This is a genomic window from Phenylobacterium haematophilum, assembly GCF_014196295.1.
Classification (GTDB): domain Bacteria; phylum Pseudomonadota; class Alphaproteobacteria; order Caulobacterales; family Caulobacteraceae; genus Phenylobacterium; species Phenylobacterium haematophilum.
The window spans coordinates 109,606-133,377 of the sequence record NZ_JACIDK010000003.1 but is presented as its reverse complement, the minus strand read 5'-3'; the positions used below and the strand labels follow the sequence as shown (position 1 = coordinate 133,377).

The 23,772-nt window shown below is 70.7% G+C and carries 16 protein-coding genes and 1 riboswitch; of the genes, 4 read left to right on the top strand and 12 right to left on the bottom strand.

Going from position 1 to position 23,772, the window contains the following annotated elements:
• Positions 1-101: 101 nt before the first annotated feature.
• Together GGQ61_RS11495 and GGQ61_RS11490 are read left to right on the top strand one after the other, a co-directional pair.
• Positions 102-593 (top strand): pyridoxamine 5'-phosphate oxidase family protein, encoded by a 492-nt coding sequence (locus tag GGQ61_RS11495; RefSeq protein ID WP_183772712.1) that lies wholly within the window; start codon positions 102-104, stop codon positions 591-593.
• Between the two features lie 224 nt (positions 594-817).
• The gene (locus GGQ61_RS11490; protein ID WP_343056125.1) at positions 818-1,528 is read left to right on the top strand and encodes a Crp/Fnr family transcriptional regulator; all 711 of its coding nucleotides are present in this window, start codon (positions 818-820) and stop codon (positions 1,526-1,528) included.
• On the opposite strand, the gene GGQ61_RS11485 is transcribed toward GGQ61_RS11490, so the two are convergent.
• The 11 genes from GGQ61_RS11485 to GGQ61_RS11435 all read right to left on the bottom strand — a co-directional run bounded on the left by GGQ61_RS11485 (position 1,525) and on the right by GGQ61_RS11435 (position 12,790).
• The gene (locus tag GGQ61_RS11485) at positions 1,525-2,118 is read right to left on the bottom strand and encodes a sensor histidine kinase (RefSeq protein ID WP_183772710.1); all 594 of its coding nucleotides are present in this window, start codon (positions 2,116-2,118) and stop codon (positions 1,525-1,527) included. The two genes, GGQ61_RS11490 and GGQ61_RS11485, sit on opposite strands and share 4 nt — an antisense overlap.
• Before the next feature lie 184 nt (positions 2,119-2,302).
• Positions 2,303-3,085 (bottom strand): adenosylcobinamide-GDP ribazoletransferase, encoded by a 783-nt coding sequence (gene cobS / locus GGQ61_RS11480; protein WP_183772709.1) that lies wholly within the window; start codon positions 3,083-3,085, stop codon positions 2,303-2,305.
• The gene (cobT, locus tag GGQ61_RS11475) at positions 3,082-4,110 is read right to left on the bottom strand and encodes a nicotinate-nucleotide--dimethylbenzimidazole phosphoribosyltransferase (RefSeq protein ID WP_183772708.1); all 1,029 of its coding nucleotides are present in this window, start codon (positions 4,108-4,110) and stop codon (positions 3,082-3,084) included. The genes cobS and cobT overlap by 4 nt, the downstream gene beginning before the upstream one ends.
• On the bottom strand, positions 4,107-5,573 hold the full coding sequence (locus tag GGQ61_RS11470) for a cobyric acid synthase (protein ID WP_183772707.1): 1,467 nt from the start codon (positions 5,571-5,573) through the stop codon (positions 4,107-4,109). Before GGQ61_RS11470 ends, cobT begins: the two co-directional genes overlap by 4 nt.
• On the bottom strand, positions 5,561-6,481 hold the full coding sequence (gene cbiB, locus GGQ61_RS11465) for an adenosylcobinamide-phosphate synthase CbiB (protein ID WP_183772705.1): 921 nt from the start codon (positions 6,479-6,481) through the stop codon (positions 5,561-5,563). The genes GGQ61_RS11470 and cbiB overlap by 13 nt, the downstream gene beginning before the upstream one ends.
• Positions 6,471-7,247 (bottom strand): ABC transporter ATP-binding protein, encoded by a 777-nt coding sequence (locus GGQ61_RS11460; RefSeq protein WP_183772703.1) that lies wholly within the window; start codon positions 7,245-7,247, stop codon positions 6,471-6,473. Before GGQ61_RS11460 ends, cbiB begins: the two co-directional genes overlap by 11 nt.
• Entirely contained in the window at positions 7,244-8,221 is a 978-nt protein-coding gene (locus tag GGQ61_RS11455) for a FecCD family ABC transporter permease (protein ID WP_183772701.1), read from the bottom strand. The genes GGQ61_RS11460 and GGQ61_RS11455 overlap by 4 nt, the downstream gene beginning before the upstream one ends.
• 178 nt (positions 8,222-8,399) lie before the next feature.
• The gene (locus GGQ61_RS11450) at positions 8,400-9,254 is read right to left on the bottom strand and encodes an ABC transporter substrate-binding protein (RefSeq protein ID WP_183773807.1); all 855 of its coding nucleotides are present in this window, start codon (positions 9,252-9,254) and stop codon (positions 8,400-8,402) included.
• 5 nt (positions 9,255-9,259) lie between these two features.
• Positions 9,260-9,874, bottom strand: coding sequence for a cob(I)yrinic acid a,c-diamide adenosyltransferase (gene cobO, locus GGQ61_RS11445; protein ID WP_183772699.1), 615 nt, complete (start codon positions 9,872-9,874; stop codon positions 9,260-9,262).
• Complete coding sequence (cobD, locus tag GGQ61_RS11440; RefSeq protein WP_343056124.1) at positions 9,871-10,866, bottom strand: threonine-phosphate decarboxylase CobD; 996 nt, start codon at positions 10,864-10,866, stop codon at positions 9,871-9,873. The genes cobO and cobD overlap by 4 nt, the downstream gene beginning before the upstream one ends.
• On the bottom strand, positions 10,847-12,790 hold the full coding sequence (locus GGQ61_RS11435) for a TonB-dependent receptor plug domain-containing protein (RefSeq protein ID WP_183772695.1): 1,944 nt from the start codon (positions 12,788-12,790) through the stop codon (positions 10,847-10,849). The genes cobD and GGQ61_RS11435 overlap by 20 nt, the downstream gene beginning before the upstream one ends.
• A 106-nt stretch (positions 12,791-12,896) precedes the next feature.
• Positions 12,897-13,084: riboswitch (cobalamin riboswitch) on the bottom strand.
• A 27-nt stretch (positions 13,085-13,111) separates the two neighbouring features.
• Between GGQ61_RS11435 and cobU the strand changes: the two genes are divergently transcribed.
• Complete coding sequence (gene cobU, locus GGQ61_RS11430; protein ID WP_183772693.1) at positions 13,112-13,621, top strand: bifunctional adenosylcobinamide kinase/adenosylcobinamide-phosphate guanylyltransferase; 510 nt, start codon at positions 13,112-13,114, stop codon at positions 13,619-13,621.
• A gap of 114 nt (positions 13,622-13,735) precedes the next feature.
• On the top strand, positions 13,736-14,554 hold the full coding sequence (locus tag GGQ61_RS11425) for an alpha/beta hydrolase (RefSeq protein WP_183772691.1): 819 nt from the start codon (positions 13,736-13,738) through the stop codon (positions 14,552-14,554).
• On the opposite strand, the gene GGQ61_RS11420 is transcribed toward GGQ61_RS11425, so the two are convergent.
• A complete protein-coding gene (locus GGQ61_RS11420; protein ID WP_183772689.1) occupies positions 14,476-23,760 on the bottom strand; it encodes a non-ribosomal peptide synthetase/type I polyketide synthase in 9,285 nt (3,094 codons plus the stop codon). The two genes, GGQ61_RS11425 and GGQ61_RS11420, sit on opposite strands and share 79 nt — an antisense overlap.
• Positions 23,761-23,772: the final 12 nt, after the last annotated feature.

Below are 23,772 nucleotides of genomic sequence, written 5' to 3'. Positions count from 1 at the left end.
GAAAGATGCCGGAACCGCAACTTTGCTTTCGGGTTCAAGCTATAGCGCGCGGGCCCTCAGCGGGCGTTCCGCGCCGATGCAAGATCGTCGCAGGAGCCTTCATGAGCATCGACATGAACGACCGCGCCGCCGTCGAACGCAAGCTGTGGGACGACATCGAGCGTCATCAGACCGGCATGCTGGGCCTGGCGGATGGTCCGATCCTGCAGCCGATGACCGCCTTCGTCGAACGCGAAGGAGAGCGGCTCTGGTTCTTCGCCCGTACCGACACTGCTCTGACGCGCCGCATAGGCGAAGGCGCCGAGGGCCTGTTCGTGTTCCAACAGCGTGACCTGCAGGCCGCAATCACCGGCCACCTGAAGGTGCAGCACGACGAGGCCCGGATCGCCAAGTACTGGAACGCCGTGGCTGCCGCCTGGCATCCGCAGGGCAAGACCGACCCGCGCCTCACCCTGATCTGCCTGGACGCCCGCGACGCCGAAGTGTGGTGCTCGCAGGCCGGGCCGGTGACCTTCGCCTGGGAGATCGCCAAGGCCAACGCCCGCAAGCACGAGCCGCACCTGGGCGGACGGGCGAACCTGCACTTCCACTGAGCCGTAGACGCCCTAACCGGGCCTCGGTTTTACTTCGGGTCGTTTCGATGTTTTGAAGAACGGCGGTCTATATTCGCCAGTTCTCGACACGTGTTCTGACCCCGCCGCCGCACGACCTTAGAGTTGTGTCGTGTTCACGACAGTCATCAAGCAGTGCTCGGACTAGGTTAACGCCAAGCCGGATGGCGACGCTTGATTCTCTGCTGCGAAGGTCTTCGAGTTCAGTGCAAAATCGCTTACTCGCCGCACTGCCTGCCGAGGACTTCGGGCTGGTGGCGCCGCATCTCACCCATATGGACCTGGAGCGCGCCCGGCTGCTGTACGAGCCCGGCGACCGCATCGACGTGGTCTACTTCCCGCACGACGGGGTCGTCTCGATGATGACCTTGATGGAGAACGGCGCGGCGATCGAAAGCGCCACGATCGGCTGGGAAGGCGCGGTCGGGCTGTCGGCGGCGGTGGCGCCGCGGCGTTCGCTGTCGCGGGCGATCGTGCAAACACCCTGCCGCTGTTCGCGCATCGGCTCGAGCCAACTGCACGACGCATGGGTCAAAAGCCCACGCATCCGGGAAATGGTCGACCGCCACGGCGAGGCGCTGCTGGCGCACACCACCCAGTCGGCGGCCTGCAACGCGCTGCATTCGGTCGAGGCGCGCTTTTGCCGCTGGTTGCTGACCTGCCATGATCGGATTTCGAGCGACACCCTGGCGCTGACCCAGGAGTTCCTGGCGGACATGCTGGGGGTGCAGCGCACCACCGTGACCGCTGTCGCCCGCAGCCTGCAGGAGAAGGGCTGGATTCGCTATCGCCGGGGCGTCGTCGATATCGTTGATCGCAACGGCCTGCAGTCAGCCAGCTGCGAGTGCTACGAGGCGGTGCGCCGCCAGTACGAACGGCTGGGCCCGCCGCCGCGGCCCGAGACCGCGCGCGCCTAGAGCGAAAACAGAAGTTGCGCACAGACCCCGCCGCGGGTGTCGAGCTTCAACTCGCCGCGGACCTGGGCGGCCAGGCTTCGCACGAACCACAGGCCGAACCGCTCGCGCCCGCCAGGGGAAGCCGGATCGAAGCCGCGCCCATGATCGCGCACGACCAGCTCGTAGCGCTCTCCGACCTTTGACAGCCGCACTTCGACCCGACCGCCCCCGCCTTCCGGATAAGAGTGGGCGAGCGCGTTGGCGACGAGCTCGTGAATGATCAGCGCCAATGTGGAAGCGGCCTGGTCCGGAACGATAACCGGCTCGGCCTCGACCACGACCTCGGTATGACCGGCGGCCTGCCGAACACGCCAGACCGGCGCCATCTCCAGCAGATATGCCTGGAAGTCGACCCCATCCCCGCGGCGGTGACGCTCCAGCGCGCCGAGAGCGCCGATGGCGTCGGCCATCCAGACCAGCTGACGTCGGGCCTCCGGTTCGGCCGTCCGCTGGCCGCGCATACGGGCGAGGGCGGAGATAAGCTGGAAGGTGTTGGCGGCGCGGTGGCGCATTTCCGCCGCCCGGACGTCGTCCTGGCCATCGTCCGTCATCGTCTCGCCCGACGCCCCACGTCTCCGCATCCCCGGACGAGTATATCCACCGCCAATCACGCATTTCCGTGGCGCGCGGACAGTAGTCTCAGGGACTCAATCAGTATGAAGCACAGTATGCGGCGCCCAGGCGCCATGAAAGCTGAATACTTCCCGCCTAGGTCGAGCAGTTTGATCGCGATTCTCAGCGCTCGGAAACCGGCCAGGCCAGAGCGGCGGCGACGCCCAGCGTGAAGCCAAGCTCGAAGACCTGCTCGATCGCGCCCAGCACGTCGCCGGTGTAGCCGCCGAGCAGCCGGCGCGCGACCAGCGCCAGGACCAGCGCCAGCAGCGCCCCGGCGAGCAAACCCTGAAACACCACACCGGCCGGCGACAGGGCCAGCGGCAGGGCCGCGAAGGTCGCGGCGGCCAGCACCTCCCAGAAGCCGAGATCGGACGGAGCCGGTTTCCACTTGCCGCCGTCGACGTCGCGGACATAGGCCAGAGCCCGCATGGCCAACACCGATGCGCCGCGGCCACCCGCGTGCGCGGCGACCAGGGTCCAGGCCCCCAGCCCCACCGGCAGCGTCGCCAGCGCGGCGACCTTCGTCGACAGCACGAAGCCCAGGCCGAGCGCGCCATAGGTCCCGATGCGGCTATCCTTCATGATCTCCAGCCGGCGCTCTGACGTGCCGCCGCCGCCGAGGCCGTCGCAGGTGTCGGCCAGGCCGTCCTCATGGAAGGCGCCGGTGACCAGCACCCCGACCCCGATCGCCAGCAGGGCCGGCAGCGCGCCGGTCCAGAGCTGCGAGGCGCCCCAGAACACCGCCGCGCAGATCCCGCCGACCAGCAGGCCGACCAGCGGGAAGTAGCGGGCGCTTCGCGAAATCCAGTCCGGTTCGAAGCCGGTCAGGGCCGGGGTGGGCAAGCGGGTCAGGAACTGAACCGCACACAGGAACAGCCCCAACTGACGAAGGGCGAAGCTCACAGACGGCCGGCCAGAACGTCGTCGAGGCTTGCGACGTCGCGCAGCATGGCCGCGGCGGCGCGGACCATCGGCAGGGCGAGCAGCGCGCCGGTCCCCTCCCCCAGCCGCATCGAGAGGTCGAGCAGCGGGTCGGCCCCGGCCGCGGCCAGGACAATGGCGTGGCCCTTCTCGGCCGAGCGGTGGGTGAAGATGCAGAAGTCGGCGCAGGCCGGCTCAAGCCGGATCGCCGCAAGGGCGGCGGTCGAGGCGATGAAACCGTCGATCAGCACCGGCGTGCGCGCCGCCGCCGCGCCGAGGATCGCCCCGGCCATGGCGATGATCTCGAGCCCGCCGAACTGGGCCAACACCTCGCGCGGGTCGGCTGCGTCGCTCCGCGCCGCGGCCTGGCTCAGCACCGCGTGCTTGCGGGCCAGGCCCTCGGCGTCATGGCCGGCGCCCAAGCCGATGCAGTCGGCCAGCGGCGCAGGGGCCAGGCGGTGCAGGATCAGGGCGGCGCTGGCGCTGTTGCCGATGCCCATCTCGCCGACCGCCAGCACCTGTACGCCGTCCGCCTCGATGGCGTTGCGGGCGATCGCCGCGCCGCGGGCCAGGGCGCTCTCGACCTCGTCGGGGGTCAAGGCCGGGCCGAGCTGGGCGTTGCGCGTGCCCTTGCGGACCTTGGCGTCGATCAAGGCCGGGTGCGGCGGCAGGTCGGCGTCGACGCCGGCGTCGACGACCATCACCTGGGCGCCGACCGCGCCGGCGAAGGCGTTGGCGCTGGCCTTGCCGGCCAGCAGAGTGGCGACCATCGCCGTGGTGACGGCGGACGGATAGGCCGAGACGCCGGCCTCGTTGAGCCCGTGGTCCCCAGCGAACACCAGCAACAACGCGTTGTCGAAGCGCGGGTCGGTGCGACCAGCGATCAGCGCCAGGCGGACGGCGAGGTCCTCGACCTTGCCGAGCGCGCCCGGCGGCTTGGCCTTGCCGTCGACCAGGGCGCGGAACGCGGCTTCCTGGCTGCGGTCGAGGGCGGCGATCGGGGTCATGCGCGGAGCTCCAGGCCGGCGATGGCCGCCAGGCGGGGGATGTCGAAGGACGACTGCAGCACCGCGGCGATCTCGTCCAGGGCCGCGTCCACGCGCGCGGTCTGGTCGAGGCCGTCCGAGGTCGCACCCAGCTCCGCCAGCAACGCGGCGCGGGCTTCGGCGCGGTCGAACAGGCCGTGGACGTAGGCGCCGGCGATACGGCCGTCGGGCGAGAGCGCCCCCTCCCCCGCGCCGTCCTCACGGATCAGCAGAGGGCGTTGGAGCGCGGGGCCGGAGGTGCGGCCGACATGGATCTCGTAGCCGGCGAACGGTGCGCCCGAGGCCAGCCGACCAGCGGCGGGTCGCAGAACCTTTTCGCCGGTCAGCACGGTCTCGACGTCGAGCAGGCCAAGGCCGGGGGCGCCGCCGGGCGGCCCCTCGACGCCGTCCGGGTCGGCGATCGTCCGCCCCAGCATCTGGAAGCCGCCGCAGATCCCCAGCACCCGGCCGCCGCGGCGAACGTGGGCGAGAAGGTCGATGTCCCAACCCTGGGCGCGCAGGAAGGCCAGGTCGGCTATGGTGGCCTTGGTTCCGGGCAGGATCACCAGGTCGGCGTCGCCGGGCAGCGGGGAGCCGGGCGGCACGAAGCCGAAGTCGACCTGCGGCTCGGCCCGCAGCGGGTCGAAGTCGTCGAAATTGGCGATGCGCGAAAGCATCGGCACGGCGATGCGCACCTTGCGATCCTGGCGGACGCCGACACGGTCGAGCGCCACCGCGTCCTCGGCCGGCAGCTGGCGCGCGGCCGCGAGCCACGGCGCCATGCCCAGGTCGGCCCAACCCGTGCGGCGGACGATCTCCGCGCGGCCGTCATCGAACAGGCTGGGATCGCCGCGGAACTTGTTGATCAGGAAGCCGGTGATCATGTCCCGGTCGGCCGGCTCCAGAACCGTGTGGGCGCCGACCAGGGCGGCGATGACGTGGCCGCGATCGATGTCGCCGACCAGCACCACCGGAACCTGGGCGGCGCGCGCGAAGCCCATATTGGCGATGTCGCCGGCCCGCAGGTTGGTCTCGGCCGGGCTGCCGGCGCCTTCGACGACGACCAGGTCGCTTTCGGCCTGGAGCGTGCGGAAGCTCTCCAGCACCACGTCCAGCAGGGCGGCCTTGCGGTCCTGATAGCCCCGCGCCTGCCAGGTCCCGGCCATCTGGCCGCGGACCACGAGCTGGGCGCCGACGTCGGACTGCGGCTTGAGCAGGACCGGGTTCATGTCGACGGTGGCGGGGGTGCGGCAGGCGATGGCCTGCAGGGCCTGGGCGCGGCCGATCTCGCCGCCGTCGGCGGTGACCGCGGCGTTGTTCGACATGTTTTGCGGCTTGAAGGGCCGCACGCGCAGGCCCTGGTTGGCGAACACCCGGCAAAGGCCGGCGACCAGCACCGACTTGCCCACGTCCGAGCCGCATCCCTGGATCATCAACGCGGCCACAGCAGTCCTCCGAGGGCGAGCGCGGCGGCGAGGACCGCGCAGGCGCGCAGATAGAGCCCGAGCCCCCGCCTCAGGTCCAGCGGCGACGGACGCGGGCCCTCGCCAAAGGTCGGGCGCTCGTGGGGAACGCCGTCATAGCTGGCCGGGCCGCCGAGCCGCACACCCAGCGCGCCGGCCATCGCCGCCTCGGGCCAGCCGGAGTTGGGCGAGACGTGCTTGGCCGCATCGCGCCACATGACCCGCCAGCCACAGCCGGCGACCAGGGCGATCAGGGCGCCGGCGATGCGAGCGGGGATCAGGTTCATCAGGTCGTCGGCGCGCGCCGCGGCCCAGCCGAAGCAGCGATAGGGCTGCTCACGGTGGCCGATCATGCTGTCGGCGGTGTTGACCGCCTTGTAGGCGAAGAGGCCGGCCGGCCCAGCGATCAGGAACCAGAACAGCGGGGCCACGACGCCGTCGTTGAAGCTCTCGGCCAGGCTTTCCAGGGCGGCGGCGGCGACGCCCGCCTCGTCCAGCGCAGCGGTGTCGCGGCCGACGATCATCGCAACGGCTGCGCGGGCGAGCGGCAGGTTGGCGCCGGGGTCCAGCGCCCGACTTACCGCCGCCACATGGTCGTAGAGGCTGCGGGCGGCGAGGCCCGTGGAGGCGAGCGCTATCGTCAGGATCAGCGCCCAGCCTTGCAGGAACCTGTCGACCAGGAAGCCGGCCAGCCCCGCGGCGCCGGCGACCAGCAGCAGGGTCAGGATCCCGGCGGCGCGGCGGCGCAGGTCGCCGCCGTGGTTGAGCGCCGCCTCGAGCCGCCCCAGCGCCGCGCCGATCCAGACCACCGGATGGGGAAGACGGCGCGGATAGCCGAAGGCGCCCTCGACCGCCGCCGCGGCGAGGACGATCCAGGGATCAGCCGCCACGCCCGACGATCTCGATCAACGGCCCGCCCTGCCCTTCAACCACACGGGCGCGCACGCCGTAGGCGCGGGCCATGACCTGCGGCGACAGGGCCTTGGCCGGCGGGCCGTCCGCCAGCACCTTGCCGGCGGCCATGACGATGACCCGGTCGGCGATGCGGGCGGCGAGCGACAGGTCGTGCAGAGTGACGATGACGCCCTTGCCCTGATCGTGGGCGAGGCTGCGAAGCAGCTCGCCGGCGTCGAGCTGGTGGCCGGGATCGAGGCCGGTCAGCGGTTCGTCGGCCAGCAGCCATTCCGGCTCGCCGGCCAGGGCGCGGGCGATCAGCACGCGGCCGCGCTCGCCGCCCGACAGGGTGGTGACGTCGCGGTCGGCCAGCTCGACCACCCCGGCCGCGGCCATGGCCCGGTCGATGGCGGCGGCGTCCTCGATCGAGAGGCCGCTGGAGCCGATGAACGGCGTGCGGCCGAGCCCGACCAGGATCCGCGCCTCGACCGCCCAGGCGACCTCCTGGGTCTGCGGCAGCACGCCGATACGGCGGGCGCGGGCGCGCGGGGGCATAGCCAGCACGTCGTCGCCGTCGAGGTCGACGTGGCCAAACTGCGGGCGGCGCAGGCCGGCCAGGCAGGCGAGGAAGGTCGACTTGCCCGCGCCGTTGGGGCCGAGGATGGCGGTCACCGTACCGCCCTCGAAGACGGCGCTGACGCCGTCGACCACGGCCTTGCCGCCGAGGCGGACCTGGACGTCCTTGGCTTGCAAGCGGCTCATGCGATCCTCCGGCGCAGGGACAGCAACAGGGCGAAGAAGAACGGCCCGCCGAGCACGGCCATGGCGACGCCGAGCTTCACCTCGCCAGCCGCGGGCGTCAGGCGCACGGCGATGTCGGCGGCCAGCACCAGCACCGCGCCGCCGAGCGCGCTAGGCCAGAGCAGGCCGCCCGGCCGGGCGCCGACGAGGGGCCGCAGCAGGTGCGGCACGATCAGGCCGACGAAGCCGATGACGCCGGTCACGGCGACGCTGGCGCCGGCGGTCAGCGCCACGCCGAGCGCCAGCATCCAGCGGACGGCGGTCATGTTGACGCCCAGCGAGCGTGCGCCGGTCTCGCCCAGGGTCAGGGCGTCGAGGCTGCGGCCGGTCATCAGCAGCAGGCCGCAGCCGACGGCGATCAGCGGCAGGGCGGTCTGCACCTCGGGCATGCTGCGGTCCGCCAGCGAGCCCATCAGCCAGTTGACGATCTCGTTCACGGCCCATGGATTGGGGGCGAGACTGAGGGCCAGGGCGACGCCGGCGCCCGCCATGGTCTGCAGGATCACCCCGGCCAGCACGAAGGTGACGATGCTGGAGGCGCGGCCCGACAGCGCCAGCAGCAGGAACACCGCGACCAGGGCGCCGAGCATGGCGAACGAGGTGATCACCCAGGGCTCGGCCGCGCCGGCGCCCAGATAGAGCGTCAGCACCGCGCCGAGCGCGCCCATCGACGAGACGCCGAGCGCGCCGGGATCGGCCAGCGGGTTGCGGGTGTAGCCCTGCATGGCGGCGCCGGCCATGCCGAGCGCCGCGCCGACGACGATCGCCAGGATGGTCCGCGGCAGCCGAAGCTCGAAGATGATCGACCAGGGTGGATCGCCGGGGTTCAGCCAGTCGGCGAGCGGCACCCAGACGCGGCCGGCGGCCATGCTGACCGCGGACAGCAGCACCAGCAGAACGCCGAGGACGAGGAGGGTCGTGCGTCTCTTGCTCATGCGCATGCTCGGTCGCCCTTCCCCCCTTGCGGGAGAAGGTGGCAGGCGAAGCCTGACGGATGAGGGGAAGGCAGCCTCGCCGATATGAGGCGGCGGAAAGTCCCCGCCCCCTCATCCGACTCCGCTGCGCGGGGCCACCTTCTCCCGCGAGGGGAGAAGGAGTGCTGGTCGGTTGACATCATGCGCGGGCTCCGCGTCGGGCCAGGGCGTCTTCGCGGGCCTTGGCGAGCATGCGGGCGGTCTGGATCAGCACCGGGCCGCCGCAGAAGGTCAGCTGCTGGGGAAAGGTCGCGCGGTGCATGCGCCCGGCGACCCGTGAGAGGGCGGGATGGGTCAGGACGCGGTCTGCCCAGGTCGGGGCGCCGGGCTCGGCCTCGCCGGCCAGCAGGACGTCGGGCGGATCGGCGACCAGCAGTTCAAGCGGGATGTTGCCGGTGCGCTTAAGGCCGTAGCGGGCGGCGGCGTTGTCGAGGCCGCAGCGGCGCATCATCTCGTCCATCATCGTCCCTGGCGCGGTGGCGAAGCCGCCGGCCTGGTAGGTGATCGCGGAGAGGCGCGGGGTTCCGTGCCGCGGCGCGGCGGCGGCCAGCGCGGCGCGGACTTGGGCGATCACGGCTTCGCCGCGTTCGGGGCGATGCACGGCGCGCGCCACCTGTCGGACCTGACCAAGACTCTCCTCGACCGAGTTGGGCACCGCGAACAGCTCGGCCGGGATGCCGAGACGTTTCAGCGCCGCGCGAGTGGCGGGCGAGGAGTGGCGGCCGGTCAGCACCAGGTCGGGCCGCAGGGACAGCACCTCCTCGGCGCTCTCATAGGTGAAGGGATAGGTCGCGCCGGCCGGGCCGATGCTGGAGGAGCTCGGCTCGTGCGAGTAGTGGCTGATCGCGGCGATCTGGGCGCGGTCGGCCACGTGGACGAGGATCACGTCCAGGCAGGGATTGAGCGAGACCACGCGCCGCGGCGCGCGGACCGGCGAGGCCCCGGAAAGGCCCACCACGGCGCCCGCGGCGAGCGCCGAGCGCCGGGTGAGCATCCAGCTCAAAAGTCGACGCCCCGCTGGGCCTTGATGCCCTGGTCGAACGGATGCTTGACCAGGGTCATCTCGGTGACGAGGTCGGCGATCGCGATCAGTTCGGGCTTGGCGTTGCGACCGGTGACAACCACGTGCTTGTCGCGCGGGCGAGCCTGGAGATCGGCGACCACCTTGGCGATGTCGAGATAGTCGTAGCGCAGGGCGATATTCAGCTCGTCGAGGATGACGAGGTCGAGTTCCGGGTCGTGCAGCATCTCCAGCGAGGTCGCCCACGCGGCCTCGGCAGCCTCGATGTCGCGGGCGCGGTCCTGGGTGTCCCAGGTGAAGCCCTGGCCCATGATCTCGTAGCGGACGCTCTCCGGGAAGCGCTTGTAGAACTGGCGCTCGCCGGTGATCCACTTGCCCTTAATGTACTGGACGATCCCGATCTTCTGGTTCCAGCCGAGGGCGCGGGCGACCATGCCGAAAGCGGCGGTGGACTTGCCCTTGCCGTCACCGGTGTGGACCAGCAGCAGGCCCGGCGCATCGGTCTTCTCGGCCATCATCGCGTCGCGCTCGGCCTTGAGCGCCTGCATGGCGGCCTTGTGTTCCGCGTTCTTGCGGTCTTCGTCGTCGCTCATGGGCGGAAGCTCTCCAGGGCCGCCTTCAGGCGCGGCCAGTCCTTGGGTTTCGGCAGGCCGAACCTGAGCCAGGTCGGCTGATCGGGAAAGGGCCGCGTGAGCACCCCGTAGCGGGCGAGATGCTCGAAGCGGCGACCGGCGTCCGGCGCCGACGCCAGCCGGAACAGCGAGGTCCCGCCCAGCACGTTGAAGCCGCTCGCGATCAGCAGGCCGTTGAGCCGCGCCGCGTCGGCGGCCAGACGGAGGCGCGTACGCTCGGCCCAGGCGTCGTCGGCATAGGCGGCGAGGCCCGCGGCGATCGCTTCGGCGCCGACCGGCCAGTCGCCGAACTGGGCCGCGACACGCGCGGCCAGGCCCGGCTCGGCGATTACGAAGCCGAGCCGCACGCCTGGCAGGCCGTAGAACTTGCCGAACGAGCGCAGGACGATGGTACGCGGACCGGCCTCGGCGGCGACGCTGAGCTGCGGCGCGGTCTCGACGAACGCCTCGTCGACAATCAGCCATCGGCCGGCGAGGTCCGGTGCGCAGACCACCGCTCCGTCGGGATTGTTCGGACGAACCAGCACCACCGCTTCAGCGGCGCTGGCGGCGATCTGGTCGGGCGTGACGGCCTTCACCTTGGCTCCGGCCAGCCGCCAGGCTTCCGCGTGACCGCCATAGGTCGGCGAGACGATGGCGGCTGAGCGGGCCCCGAGGATCCGCGGCAGCACGCGCAGGGCCGCTTCCGTACCGGGAGTGGCGACCACCCGGTCGGCGTCGACCCCGAAGGCGCGGGCGGCGACGGCTTCAAGCGCCCTCACCTCCTCCGGATCAGGCAGGCGGCGCAGCGCCTCCGGGGTCGCCCGCGGAGCTGGATAGGCCCGCGGGTTGATCCCCGTCGACAGGTCGAGCCACGGCGCGGGAGCGTCCGGAAACGCTCCCTTGGCCGCCGCCAGGCGGCCGCCGTGGCGGAGGAAGACCCCCGCGTCGCGATCAGAAGCGGGCGCGGACACCAGCGTACACGCCCCGGCCGGGCGAACCGTAGTTACGGGTGGTCTCATAGTCGTCGTCGAAGGCGTTCTCGACGCGGCCGTAGACCTCGAAGGTCTCGTTGACCGGATACGACGCACGCAGGTCCAGCAGGGTGTGGGCCTGCAGGACGTAGCTATTCGCGGCGTTGTCGAAGCTGGCGCCGACATAGCGGATCGAACCGCCGAGGCTGGCCCGGTTCTCCCAGGTGTAGGTCGCCTGGACGTTGGCCTGGTGCTCGGGCCGGCGGGCGAGTTGCTTGCCGCGGTTCGCGTTGCCGGGCGAGTCGTTCTCGGTGTCGGTCCAGGTGTAGTTGGCGCTGACTTCCAGCGGGCCGAGATCGGCGCTGCCCTCCAGTTCCACCCCATGGGCCTTGGTCTGGGCGGTGTTGGCGTAATAGCCGAACCGGCGCACGCCGTTCACTACGCACATCGGATCGGTGGTCGTGGCGGTGCAGGAGAAGTAGTCGATCTGGTTGTCGGTCTCGCGGTTGAACCAGGTCGCGCGGACCAGGAAGCGACCTGCGAAGCGCTGCTCGATGCCCGCGTCCCAGCCGTCGGCCTCTTCGGCTTCCAGGGCCTGGTTCCCGTACTCCGAATAGAGCTGGTAGAGGGTCGGTGCCTTGAAGCCCTGACCGAAGCTGGCGCGCAGCACGGTGTTCCCGTCGTTGAGCGACCAGGCCGCGGCGAGCTGGCCGAGCGTCGCGTCTCCGAAGGTGTCGTGGCTGTCGCGGCGCAGGCCGGCGGTCAGGGTGAGGCCGGTCAACACCTCGCCCTGCACCTGGGCGTAGATGCCGTCGATGCCGGCCTTGGCTCGGATCGCCGGCGGATTGGGGGCGAAGGCGCTGGGCGATGCGGAGCGCATCGAAGCGTCCTCGGTCTCGCCGCCGAAGGTCGCGGTCCAGGCGTCGTTGATCGTCCAGACGCCCTGGTACTCCCAGCGCTTGTTCTCGCCGCGGGCGTCGAAGGTGGTGGTGGTCACCGCCTGGTCCGGATTGGTGTTCTGGCGGTCGGTGCGCGTGTAGGCGTAGGCGAGGCGGTTGGTGAGAGCGCCGTCGAACAGGTTGAAGTTCACCGCGCCGTAGCCGACGAACTCCTCGGTCTCGCCGGTCTCGCGGGTGTCGCCGAAGCTGTAGGTCGGCGGCGGGAAGCCGTCGAAGCCGTTGCGCCCCTTGGAATAGACGCCGCGCAGGTCGAAGGAGAGGTTCTCGGTGGCGGTGAACAGCGCGCGGCCGCTGACGCCGGTGTTCTCGTAGCCGTCCTTCTCCTGGCCGAGACGATAGGACGAGACGCCATCGGTGTCGTAGCGGCCGGCGGCGAGGCGCCAGGCCAAGCGCTCGGTCTTGCCGCCGGCCCCGGCGCGGAAATAGGTCGTTCCCATCGAGCCGCCCTCGGCGGCCGCGTCGACCTCGAACGGGCCGTCCGCCTCGCGGGTGATGATGTTGACGACGCCGCCGATGGCCTGGCTGCCCCACAGGGTCGACTGGGCGCCGCGCAGCACCTCGATGCGGCCGATGTCGCCGGCCAGCAGGTTGGAGAAGTTGTATCCGCCGCCGGTCGTCGACGGGTCGTTGAGCTTCACGCCGTCGATGATCACCACGGTTTGATCAGCCTCGGCCCCACGGATGCGCACCGAGGTCGAGCCGCCGACGCCGCCGTTACGGGAGAAAGACACACCCGGCATCGACGCCAGCAGGGTCGACATGTCGACCGTCTGGGCGGCCCTGATAGCCTCGTGATCGAACACGCTGACGCTCTGGCCGACGCGCTCGGCGGCCTGCGGATTGCGGTTGGCGGTGACCACCAGTTCGCCGACGCTGGCGATGGCGACCGGCGCGGCGGTCTGAGCGAACGCGGCGGTGCTGAGGCCGCAAATCGCGGCGGTGGTGGCGAGTAGAACGGTCTTCATCGGGTTATCCCCCTGACGCATGACGACATGACCCGCGCTTGCACGCAGGTCGACGGACGTCGTCTCTCGGGAAGCTTCCCCGTTCGCGCGCTCCCACCGAGCATGCGAAGGACGACCGCGTCAGGCAGGTCTCCTGGCTCACGGGTCACAGCCTATGCGCGCCGCCTTCCCAGACTGTCGTCCAGTGGCATATGACGCGCGGGCTCGCCGCTTACAGTTGCGGGGGCAGCCCAGGTTTCACACCTGAGTTCCCTATTAATCCCCTCTCGGGGAACCTGTCGCGGGGCCTGCCTAGGCTCTGCCATGCGGAGCGTCAATCCCATGAGCCTGACCTTCGTCCTCGGCGGCGCGCGATCCGGCAAGACCAGCTACGCCCTTCGGGAGGCGTGGAACCACGCCGGAAATCGCAGGGTGATGATCGCGACGGCGCAGGCCCACGACGTTGAGATGGCGCAGCGGATCGCCCGCCATCAGGCCGAGCGCGGCGCGGGCTGGGTTACGGTCGAGGCGCCGCTGGAGCTGGCCGAGGCGGTCGCGGCGCTGGACGCCGGCGATGTGGCGGTCGTCGACTGCCTGACGCTGTGGCTGACCAACCACCTGCTGGCCGAAGCCGACCTTGCGCAGAAGGTCGGCGACCTGGCCGCGGCGCTGAAGGCCAGTCCGGCGGCGCTCTACGTCGTCTCCAACGAGGTCGGCCAGGGCATCGTGCCCGACAACGCCCTGGCCCGCCGGTTCCGCGACGAGGCCGGCTGGATGAACCAGGCGATGGCCGCGGCCGCCGACCGCGCGGTGCTGGTCGCAGCGGGACTGCCGCTGGTGCTCAAGGGCTGACGGTCTTCGGCGGAGCTATGACTTGCTCGCCTGGCGTGCGTATAAATTTGACCGGCCGCGGTTTCTGAGGAGAGGCGCGCCGGGGCCGGATATGGCCGCTGCAGGGGCGCTCGCATGTCGATGTTCAATCTCGTCGTGACCGCGCTGCTTATCGCGACCGCGCTGCTGTTCGCCGGCGTGTGGGCGTTCCAGAACTACGGGATATATCGTTTCGGCGGCGCCGACGAAGGCCCTCCGGCCGACGACGTGAAGACCGTCCAGTTCCGCTCCAGCGACGGCCAGATGATCGGGGCCCGGCTGGCCATGCCGCAGCCGGGCAAGCCGGTGATCATGAGCTTCCACGGCAATGGCGCGGGCGTGGACGCGTCGTTCGAGCGCCTGCGGGCGTTGCAGGAGCAGGGCTTCGGGTTGGCGGTGATGGAGTATCGCGGCTCTGGCGCGACCGGCGGCAAGTCCAGCGAGATGAACTTCGCCCGCGACGCGCTCGCCTTCTACGACCAGCTCGACGACCTGATGGGACAGACGGTTCCGGCGAACCGGCGCGTCCTGCACGGCTTCAGCCTCGGGGCCGGCGTGGGCAGCCGCCTGGCGGCGGCGCGGCCGTTCGAGGCGGTGGTGTTGGAAGCCTCGCCCTACCGCACCTGCCAATACTATCAGGACGCCTACAAGGGCTTCCCGTTCTGTCAGGTGATGTGGGCCGAACGCTATGACATCATCGACCACGTCCAAGCGATTGGCGCCCCCAAGCTGTTCGTTCACGGCGCGTTGGACGAGTCCCTGCCGGTCGCCCGCGCGCGGCGGCTATACCAGGAGGCTCCCGGTCCGAAGGAGTACCTGGAAATCCCCAACGGCCATCATGCCGACCTCGCCAGGTTGGGACTGATCGATGCGATGGAGTCCTTCATCTCAAGGGTCGTCGCGCCGCCCCCCTGAGGCGTGATCCGGCTCTCGATCAGGTTCGCCAGCATGCGGGCGTTCTGATCCTTTAGCATGCCCAGATGGTCGCCCTCGACCCACGGCGTCTCGACGGTCGAGGGATTCGAGACCGCGCCCCAGCCGAGGGTCGGGTCGAGCTCCAGGGCGCGGCGCGCCAGCAGGCGCTGCGGCCGGGTGCGGAACAGGGTGACCGGCGCGCTGATCTTGCCGCCTTCGTACTTGCGGGCCGCCGCCATCCAGATGTCCTGCATGATCTGGTAGCGCGAATGCGACAGGCTGGGATTCTTGAAGAAGGTGAGCAGGCGGCCGCGCATGATCCGTTGACGCAAGGCCCTGGCCCGCCGCTCGAAGAACAGCGGCAGCCCCTCAATCCGCAGCATCTGGAACTCGTCGAGCAACCACTCGCCCATCCCGAGCCTGACCGGCGGACGGAACTCCTTGGCGAAGCCCGGCGCATAGGTGTCGAGCACGAACAGCCGCTCGACCTGCTCGCCCGCCTCTTCAAGCTGGCGCGCCATTTCGAAGGCAGTCAGCGAGCCGCCCGAATAGCCGGCCAGCAGATAGGGGCCGGTAGGCTGATGCCGGCGCATGTATCGAATGTTCGCGGCCGCCATCTCCTCGATGGTCTCGTGCGGAGTGTGGCCGAGCACGCCGCGGGTCTGGAAGCCCACTACCGCACGGTAGAGCCCAAGCTGCGCGCCGAGCTCCATGAGGTTGTTGACGTTGCCGCCGACGCCGCCGGCGATGAACAGCGGACGGTTGTCGCCTCCCGGTCCGGGATGGATGATCGCGCTGGTGTCCCACTCGGCGTCCGGATTGGCTTCCGTCGGCGGCGCCGGGCTGGAGGCGTCGAGCAGCGCCGCCAGCGCGCGCAGGGTCTGGTTGCTAAACAGGGTCGAAAGCGGCAGGTCGTGCCCGAACTCGCTGCGGACGCGATCGAACAGCCGCACCGCAAGCAGCGAGTGCCCGCCCATCTGGAAGAAGTTGGCGTCGGCCGAGATCTCCTTCACGCCCAGGACGGCGGACCAGATCTTGGCCAGGCGGACCTCGGTCTCGCCGCTCAGCGTAGCGTCGGCGTCGTCCTCAGCGCCCTGGCTGCGCAGGGCCGGCAGGGCCCGCCGGTCCGGCTTGCCGTTGGCGTTGAGCGGGATTTCGTCCACCGCCACGAAGAAGGATGGGATGGCGAACTCCGGCAGGCGCGCGGACAGGAAGCCCCGCAGCTCGGCGGCCGGCGGCGCGGCGCCTTGGGCCACGAAATAGGCGGCCAGCACCTTGTCCGTCTGTCCCTCCGGCACCGACGCGGCGACGACCGACTGGCGAATGGCCGGATGGGCGTCCAGCGCCTGCTCGATCTCGGTCAGCTCCACCCGGAAGCCGCGGACCTTCACCTGGGTGTCGGCCCGTCCGAAGAAGCGCAGTACGCCGTCGCCGGGGTTCAGCACCAGGTCGCCGGACCGATAGAGCTTCAGGGTCGGGTCCCAGGGGGCGATGACGAACTTCTCGGCCGTCAGCTCCGGGCGGTTCCAGTAGCCCAGCGCCAGGCCGCGCCCGGCGATGCCCAGCTCGCCGATGATCCCGTCGGGCACCGGGTTCAGGTTCTCGTCGAGAATGTAGGACTGCGTGCCGGGGATGGCGCGGCCGATGGGCAGCGCCATGCCGCGGGACAAATCGGCCTGCGTGACCTTGTGCGCGTTGGTCACGCAGCTTTCCGTCGGCCCGTAGCCATTGATGACGACGACGTTCGGGCACGCGGCCATGACGCGTCCGACATGGACGGGCGAGACGATGTCGCCGCCGACGATCACCTGCTTCACGCTGGCGAAGGTCTGCGGGCGGACGTCGGCGATGGCGTGGAACAAGCCTGAGGTCAGCCAGAGCGTATTGACGCCGTGGCTCTGGATGGCGTCGGCGAGCTGCGAGATCGACAACGTCCCGTCCGGCGGCACCACCAGCGTCCCGCCATGCAGCAGCGAGGCGAACAGGTCGATGATCGAGGTGTCGAAGGCGAAGGCGGAGGAATGCAGCGTGACGGTCTTGTCCGACATTTCCAGCCAGTCGGTGTCGCACAGCATGCGGATGATCGAACGGTGCGGCAGCACGACGCCCTTCGGCGTCCCGGTCGTGCCGGAAGTGAACATCACATAGGCGATGGACTCGCCGGTGACCTCGACGGCCGGCGCGGCGACAGGCGCTTGCGGGAACTCGCGCCAGTGAATGATGCGCACGCCCTCCTGCGCGGCCGCCGGGCAATCGCCGAGCAGCACCGTGATGCCGGTGTCGCGCGCCATGAAGCGCAGCCGGTCCTCGGGCAGGCTGACGTCGAACGGCGCATAGCCGGCGCCGGCCTTCAGGACGCCCAGCACCGCGACCACTAGCGACAGCGAACGGTGGGACGAGATCCCCACCAGCTGTCCCGGGCCGACGCCCGCCTCGGCCAGCATCGCGGCCAGCGCGTCTGACCGCTGGTCGAGCTCGGCATAGGTCAGGGTCTGGTCGCCGAAGCGCACGGCGACCTTGCCCGCGTGCGCGGCCGCGACGCCGCGGAAGACCTCGGTCACGGTCTGCGGCCCGGCGGCGCCCGGATCGGCGTGCTCGCCGCTGGCCGGGGCGACCTGGCGGCCATGCGACAGCAGGGCGGCCATCGGCCGGTCCATCGCATCCGGCGTCTCGGCGATCGCCCGCAGGAGCGCCAGCACGTTGCCGGCATGCAACTGGATGGTGGCTTCGAGGAAGAGGTCGGTCTTGTAGTTCCAGGTCAGCTCGACCCGGCCGGGCGCGTCGAACTGATTGAAGAACAGATCGAAGAACTCGTGGCCGGTCGAATTGACCTCGATGCGGACGGGCGCGGCGCCGAGAGCGATGTTCTCCAGATCCGCGAGGCCGTCGATATTGACCACCACCGGCGCCAGCAGGTGGCGCGCGGAACTGCGCGGCGCCTGCAGGTCGCGCACCAGGGCGCCGTGCGTGTAGTTCTGGTGCTCCACCGCCTCGAGCATGTCCCGGCGCGCCTGGCTCAGCAGGTCGCGCAGCGAAGCGCCGCGTTCGATGGTGGCGCGCACGGGCAGGAAGCTGACGCCGTGGGCGACGATGTCGTCCAGCCCGTGGGCGATCTGACCGGCGACCGGGATGCCGACGGTCACGTCGGGAGAGCCCACCATCATCGACAGGTAGTAGCGGAAGCTGGCGAAGATCAGGTTGCGCAGCGGCGTGTCGGCCCGCTGCGCCACGCCGCGCAGGGCCGCTTCCAGCTCGGCGTCGAGCCGGGTGACGACCCGGGCCGCCGCGGTCGTCGTCGTCGCCGGATGCGGCTTGTCGAACGTCAGGTCCATGACCGGCAGCGAGCTGGCGTACTTGTCCAGCCAGAACCGGCGATGCGTCTCGGCCTCAGCCGATCCGCGCCATTGCGCCTCGGCCTCGACAAGGGCGCTGACGCCCTGGGCCGGCGGCAAGGCGGCCGCCCTCCCCTCGAGCGCCGCGGTGTAGAGCACGGCGAGGTCCCGCATCAGCACGCCGGCCGACCAGCCGTCGCAGACCATGTGGTGCACGATGAGCACCAGTTCCGAGCGCCCCTCCGGCAGCCGCAGCGACAGCACCCGCAGCAGCGGACCGCTGGCCAAGTCGAACGGCGCGCCGGCCGCATCGCGCAGCAGCGCATCGCGCTGCGCCTCGGCGAGCTGGCCGCCCAGCCGCGACAAGTCGTTCTCGCTCAGTTCGAAACCGCCCTGCGGCCCGATGGTGAGCGTCGCGTTTTCGAGATCAAAGGACGCCCGCAGCACCTCATGTCGATCGACCAGCGCGTTGAGCGCCGTGCGCAAGGCGGGCAGCTCGATGGCGCCTGCGACGTGCATCGAGAAGGACAGGTTGTAGGCGATGAGGGTCGAGCGCTCCACGAGGATGCTGCCGGCGATCTCGCGCTGGCCCTCGGTCATGGCGACGCGCCGAGGCTCCAGGCTCCGTTGGGCGGCGGGAAGCTCGCTCGGCGCCTGCACGACCTGTTGGGGCGGGCTAGCGCCGGCCCCGAGCAGGGCTGCGAAGGCTTCCAGCCGCGGCGCCTCGAACAGCTTGCCGAGCGGCAAGGACACGCCGAACTCCTTGCGCACCCGCGCAATCATCCGCACTGCGTTCAGCGAGTGGCCGCCGAGCGCGAAGAAGTCGTCCTCCGGCGCGATGCCGGCGACGCCCAGGATGTCGCTCCAGATCGCGGCCAGCCGCGCGGTGACCGGATCGGCGATCTCCTGCTGCGGCTGGTTCTGGCGCTGCGGTTGGCCGGCCTCCGGGATCTCCAGCATCGCCAGCCGGAGCAGGTCGATCGAAACTGGCGACACCACGATCTGACGGGCCGGGTGGTCGAAGACGCGGGCGAACAGCTCGGGCGCCTCCAGCCGTCGGATGCCGGTGGACAGCACCTGGCTGCTGACGCTCTGGCGCGGTTGCGCCCCCGCCAGCCGGCCGTCGGCGATCGCGCGCAGGGCGAAGTCCTCGAGTTGCACGAGCACCTCGCCGTCCGCGCCGCAGATGGCGACCTTGAACGAGGCGTAGCGCCCCTCCTCGCTGGCGATCAGTTCGCCATGGGCCACGAGACGGTCCGCCAGCGGCCCGAAGACCTGCATGCGGCCGATCGACATCGGCGCATAGAGGTCGCCGTTCAGGGGGACCAGAGCCAGGCCTACGGTCGCGGCCATGTCGAGCAGGGCCGGATGCAAGGGGTGCAGCGCCAGGTCGCCGTGGAAGGCGTCGGACAGCGCGAATTCGCCGACGACCTGCTTCTGCGCCATGCGGATATCGCCGACGCAGCTCCAGCGCGGGCCGAAGTCGATCAGCTTATTCTGCACCGGCTGACCGCTGACGACAGACATCGGCAGGTCGGAGGCGCCCATCGGTTCGGGGCGCGGCGGAGCAGCGTCCAGCGCGACGATGCGCGCGCGCATGTGCTCGACCGGTTCGGCGCTCATGGCCGCGCGGCTCTCGACGACCAGCTCATAGCCGTCCGGCGCGGGATCGAGCCGCAGCACGACGCGGCGCGGCATGCGCTCGAAGGTCATGGCGGTGGCGAACTGCAGCGCGTCGAGCACGAACGGACGCTGGGCCATCACCGCGTTCGCCGCGGCGTAGGCGAGTTCCATATAGGCCGAGCCCGGCAGCACCGAGGCGCCGTTGACGACATGATCGAGGACGCGCCAATCGGTCTCCGGATCGATCACGCTCTCGAACAGGATCGAGCCGTCGGCGACGTCCTTGCGGGCGCCCAGCAGGGGATCTCCCCCCGCCACCGAACCCGCGCCATAGGCGCGCGCGGCCATGCCGGTGTCGCGCCATGCGCCCCAGGCGATCGAGAACCCGTCCTTGCGGCTGGCCGCGATGGCCTCCAACGCGGCGTTGGCGCCCGCATAGGAAGTCTGACCTGCCCCGCCCAGCAGCACCGAGGTCGACGACACCACCGCGAAGAAGTCGAGGCTGCCGTCGGGGTAGAGCCGGTCAAGGGTCCGCGCCCCGATGAGCTTCGGTTCCATGACAGCGAGCGCCGCGGCCAGCGGCTGGAGCGCAAGGGGCGCATCGTCGAGAACGCCGGCCGCGTGAACGACGCCGTTCGGCGCGCCGAAACGCTCGGCCGCGCTCTCCAGCGCGCGCGTGGTGGCCTCGGGATCGGTCAGGTCGACCGGGACGAATATCACCTCGCCGCCGAGCGCCTCGATTTCGGCGCGGACGCTCGCGTCTTCCTCGGCGTGGCGCGACAGCACGATCAGCCGCGCCTGCGCCTTCTCCGCCAGCCAGCGGACCATCTCGCGGCCGATGCCGCCCGTGCCGCCGGTTATCAGATAGACGCCGTTCTTGCGCAGGCGCTGCGGCAGGTCCCGCGGCTTGACCACCGGAGCGGCCTTGCGCGAGCGGACGAAGCGGCCGGCGCGCAGCGCCACATGATCAGAGTCGCCCGGCGCGGCGGCTTCCGCCAGCAACGCGTCCAGACCGGCGCCTTCGCCGACATCGACCAGCACCGAGCTCAGGCCCGGGATCTCGCGCGGGGCGACCCGAACCGGGCCGAGCAAGGCGGCGGCCTGCGGATTGACGAGCGGCTCCCCCGCGACGCTCGCCGCGCCCTGGGCGACGAAGGTCAGGTGCGTCGCCTGCTCCAGGTCGGCCTGCTGCAGCAGCCGGGCGAGAAGATAGGCGCCGGAGAACGCCGCGTCGGCGAGGGCGGGATCGAGCCCCCACAGATAGAGGATGCGGGACGGCGGCGAGGGCAGCGCGTTGGACAGCGCCTCGAAGTCGTCCTGCGCCTGCGGACGCAAGGTGAAGGCCTCGCCGGATCGGCCGAACGCCGCGCCGGCGCGGACTGTGGCGAGGCCCGCGCCCGCGGCCCCCAGCCTCTCCAGCACCGCCTCGGACAGCGGATCGGCGCCGGCGAAGACCAGCCAGTCGCCGTCCAGGCTGGGCGGCCGGCCGCCCCGCGCCTGCTCGCTCCAGCCGAGTTCCTCGAACCATTCGGGAATGTCTGGCCGACGGACGAGCTCAGGGGCTTCCTCGGCGGTTTCGCGGGCGGCGCCCCGACCCGGCTCGACCCAATGGCGATCCTTGGCGAAGGCGTAGGTCGGCAGCGAAACGCGCGCGCCGCCCGCAGGGACGGCCAACGACCAGTCCACCTCGGCGCCGTTCGCCCAGACCCCGCCGAGCGCGGCGAGCGCGACTCCGACCTCGTCGGTCGCATCGCGCGGTCGCGGCGAGGAATAAAGCACCGCACGCGGCGGAACCGGCACGTCGCAGGCTTCCAGCAGGGGCCCGAGCGTCTGTCCGGGCCCGACCTCGATGACGATGCTCGGCTCGCCCGCCAGGACCGTGCGGGCCGCGTCAGCGAAGCGCACCGTGTTGCGCAGGTGCTGCACCCAGTATTCGGCGGAGCTCAGGTCCTCGTCCTTGGCCCAGCCGCCGCGCATCGACGAGGCCATCGGCACGGTCGGCCGTTCGAAGGCCACGCCCTCGAAGCCGGCGCGGAACGGTTCGAGCTGGCCGTCCAGCTGCCGCGAATGGGCTGCGACCTCGATATGGATCCGCCGCGCTTCGACGCCGGCCTTGGCGAGGTCGGCTTCCAGCCGCTCGATGTCGGCGACCTGGCCGGAGACCACCGTCGTTTCGGGGGTGTTGACGGCCGCGATATCCAGCCGGTCGCCGAGATGGGGCTGCACGCGCTCCAGGGACAGCGGGACGGAGGTCATCGCGCCGGCCGGCGCGGCGTCCATCACCTTGCCGCGCAGGGCGACGAGCTTCAGCGCGTCGGCGAGTTGCATGGTCCCCGCCGCAACCGCCCCGGCATACTCGCCAACCGAGTGGGCGAGCACGACGTCGGGCTTCACGCCCCAGGACAGCCAGAGCTGAGTGTAGGCGTATTCGAGAATGAACAGCGCCGGAATCGCGTAGCTGGAACGTTCGAGCTTCGCCTTGGCTTCAGCGTCGTCGCGATCGCGGCGGAACATGACATCGTAAAGGTCGGCCGGCGCGGTCGCCGGCAGGGCCGCGAAACAGGCGCGGACGGCCTCGCCGAACACCGGGAACGCGGCCAGCATTCCGGCGCCGGCGCCCGGATATTGCGCGCCGCCGCCCGGAAAGAGGAACACGATACGCGGGGCGCTGTCCCCGGCGCTGCCCTGCTGGCGGTAGGCAGAACTGCGCGCACTCACCGCCGCCTGCAGTTCCTGCGCGTTGCGGGCGGCGACCGTGAAGCGCTCGCCGAACGCGCGGCGGCCCTCCCGCAGCGTGAAGGCGACGTCGCGCAGGTTCGGGACCTCGCCGTCCAACCAGGCGGCCCAGCGCTCGCGCGTGCGGTCGAGATCGGCCCGGGTGCGGGCGCTGAAGGAGAACAGCTTCCAGGCCCCGTCATCGGCCTGGGCGGCGCGGCGTGGCGCCTCCTCCAGGATGACGTGCGCATTGGTGCCGCCTACGCCGAGCGAGTTGACCGCCGCACGCAGCGGGCCGCCGGGCTCCCAGGCGCCGCCCTGGGCGACCACGCGGAACGGGCTGCCGTCGAAATCGAACCGGCTGTTGGGCGTGGAGAAATTCAGGCTGGCCGGCAGGGTGCGGTGACGCATCGCCTCGACGACCTTGATCAGGCTGGCCGCGCCGGCGGCGGTGTCGAGATGGCCGATGTTGGTCTTCACCGAGCCGATGCCGATCGCGGCCTTCGGCGCGGCGCCATAGACCTCCTGCAGGGCGGCCAGCTCGATCGGGTCGCCGATCGGCGTGCCGGTGCCATGCGTCTCGATGTAGGAGATGTCGCCCGGCGACACGCCCGACAGCGCCAGCGCCTCGGCCGCGGCCTCGGCCTGGCCGTCCACCGAGGGGGCCAGGTAGCTGGCCTTGCCCGAGCCGTCGTTGTTGACGGCGCTGGCCAGGATGACGGCCTTGATGTCGTCGCCGTCGGCCACGGCGTCCTCGTAGCGGCGCAGCACCACCAGGGCCGCGCCGGAGCCGAACACCGTCCCCTTGCTGTCGTCGTCGAAGGCGCGGCAGAGGCCGTCCGGGGATAGAATTTCGCCTTCGCTGTAGCGGTAGCCGACACGGTGCGGGAGCTCGATGGTCACCCCGCCGGCGAGGGCCATGTCGCATTCCATGTTGAGCAGCGAGGAGATCGCCGTGTGCACCGCCACCAGCGAGGTGGAGCAGGCCGTCTGCACCGCCACCGACGGACCGGTCAGGTTCAGCAGGTAGGACAGCCGGGTGGTCAGGAAGTCCTTGTCGTTGCCGGTGTGGCGCAGCAGGAACAGGCCGATTTCCTCGACCAGGTCCGGATTGCTCAGCAGGTTGAACGGCAGATAGGCCTGCATGCCCGAACCGGCGAATACGCCGATGCGGCCATCGAACTTCTCCGGCACGTAGCCTGCGTCCTCGAAAGCCTCCCAGCCGCACTCCAGGAAATGCCGATGCTGCGGATCGAGGATCGAGGCCTCGCGGGGGGAGAACCCGAAGAAGCCGGCGTCGAAGCATTCCATGTCCGGCAGGACGTTGGCCACCCGTACATAGTTCGGATCAGCAAGCTGCTGGCGGCTGACGCCGCGGGCCAGCAACTCGGCGTCGGTCAGGCGCTGCGCGGCGTTGCGCGCATCGCGCAACATCGCCCAGAACTCTTCGACATTGCGCGCCGCAGGAAATCGCCCCGCCCGTCCGACGATGGCGATCCTATTGCCGGGCGCCGCGCTCGCATCATGTCGATCCACGTCCCCGCCTCC

Coding starts and splice junctions, on each gene's coding strand:
- GGQ61_RS11495 (WP_183772712.1), top strand. CDS start 102: ATGAGCATCGACATGAACGACCGCGCCGCCGTCGAACGCAAGCTGTGG.
- GGQ61_RS11485 (WP_183772710.1), bottom strand. CDS start 2,118: ATGACGGACGATGGCCAGGACGACGTCCGGGCGGCGGAAATGCGCCAC.
- cobT (WP_183772708.1), bottom strand. CDS start 4,110: ATGACCCCGATCGCCGCCCTCGACCGCAGCCAGGAAGCCGCGTTCCGC.
- GGQ61_RS11460 (WP_183772703.1), bottom strand. CDS start 7,247: ATGAGCCGCTTGCAAGCCAAGGACGTCCAGGTCCGCCTCGGCGGCAAG.
- GGQ61_RS11455 (WP_183772701.1), bottom strand. CDS start 8,221: ATGAGCAAGAGACGCACGACCCTCCTCGTCCTCGGCGTTCTGCTGGTG.
- GGQ61_RS11450 (WP_183773807.1), bottom strand. CDS start 9,254: ATGCTCACCCGGCGCTCGGCGCTCGCCGCGGGCGCCGTGGTGGGCCTT.
- cobO (WP_183772699.1), bottom strand. CDS start 9,874: ATGAGCGACGACGAAGACCGCAAGAACGCGGAACACAAGGCCGCCATG.
- GGQ61_RS11435 (WP_183772695.1), bottom strand. CDS start 12,790: ATGAAGACCGTTCTACTCGCCACCACCGCCGCGATTTGCGGCCTCAGC.
- cobU (WP_183772693.1), top strand. CDS start 13,112: ATGAGCCTGACCTTCGTCCTCGGCGGCGCGCGATCCGGCAAGACCAGC.
- GGQ61_RS11425 (WP_183772691.1), top strand. CDS start 13,736: ATGTCGATGTTCAATCTCGTCGTGACCGCGCTGCTTATCGCGACCGCG.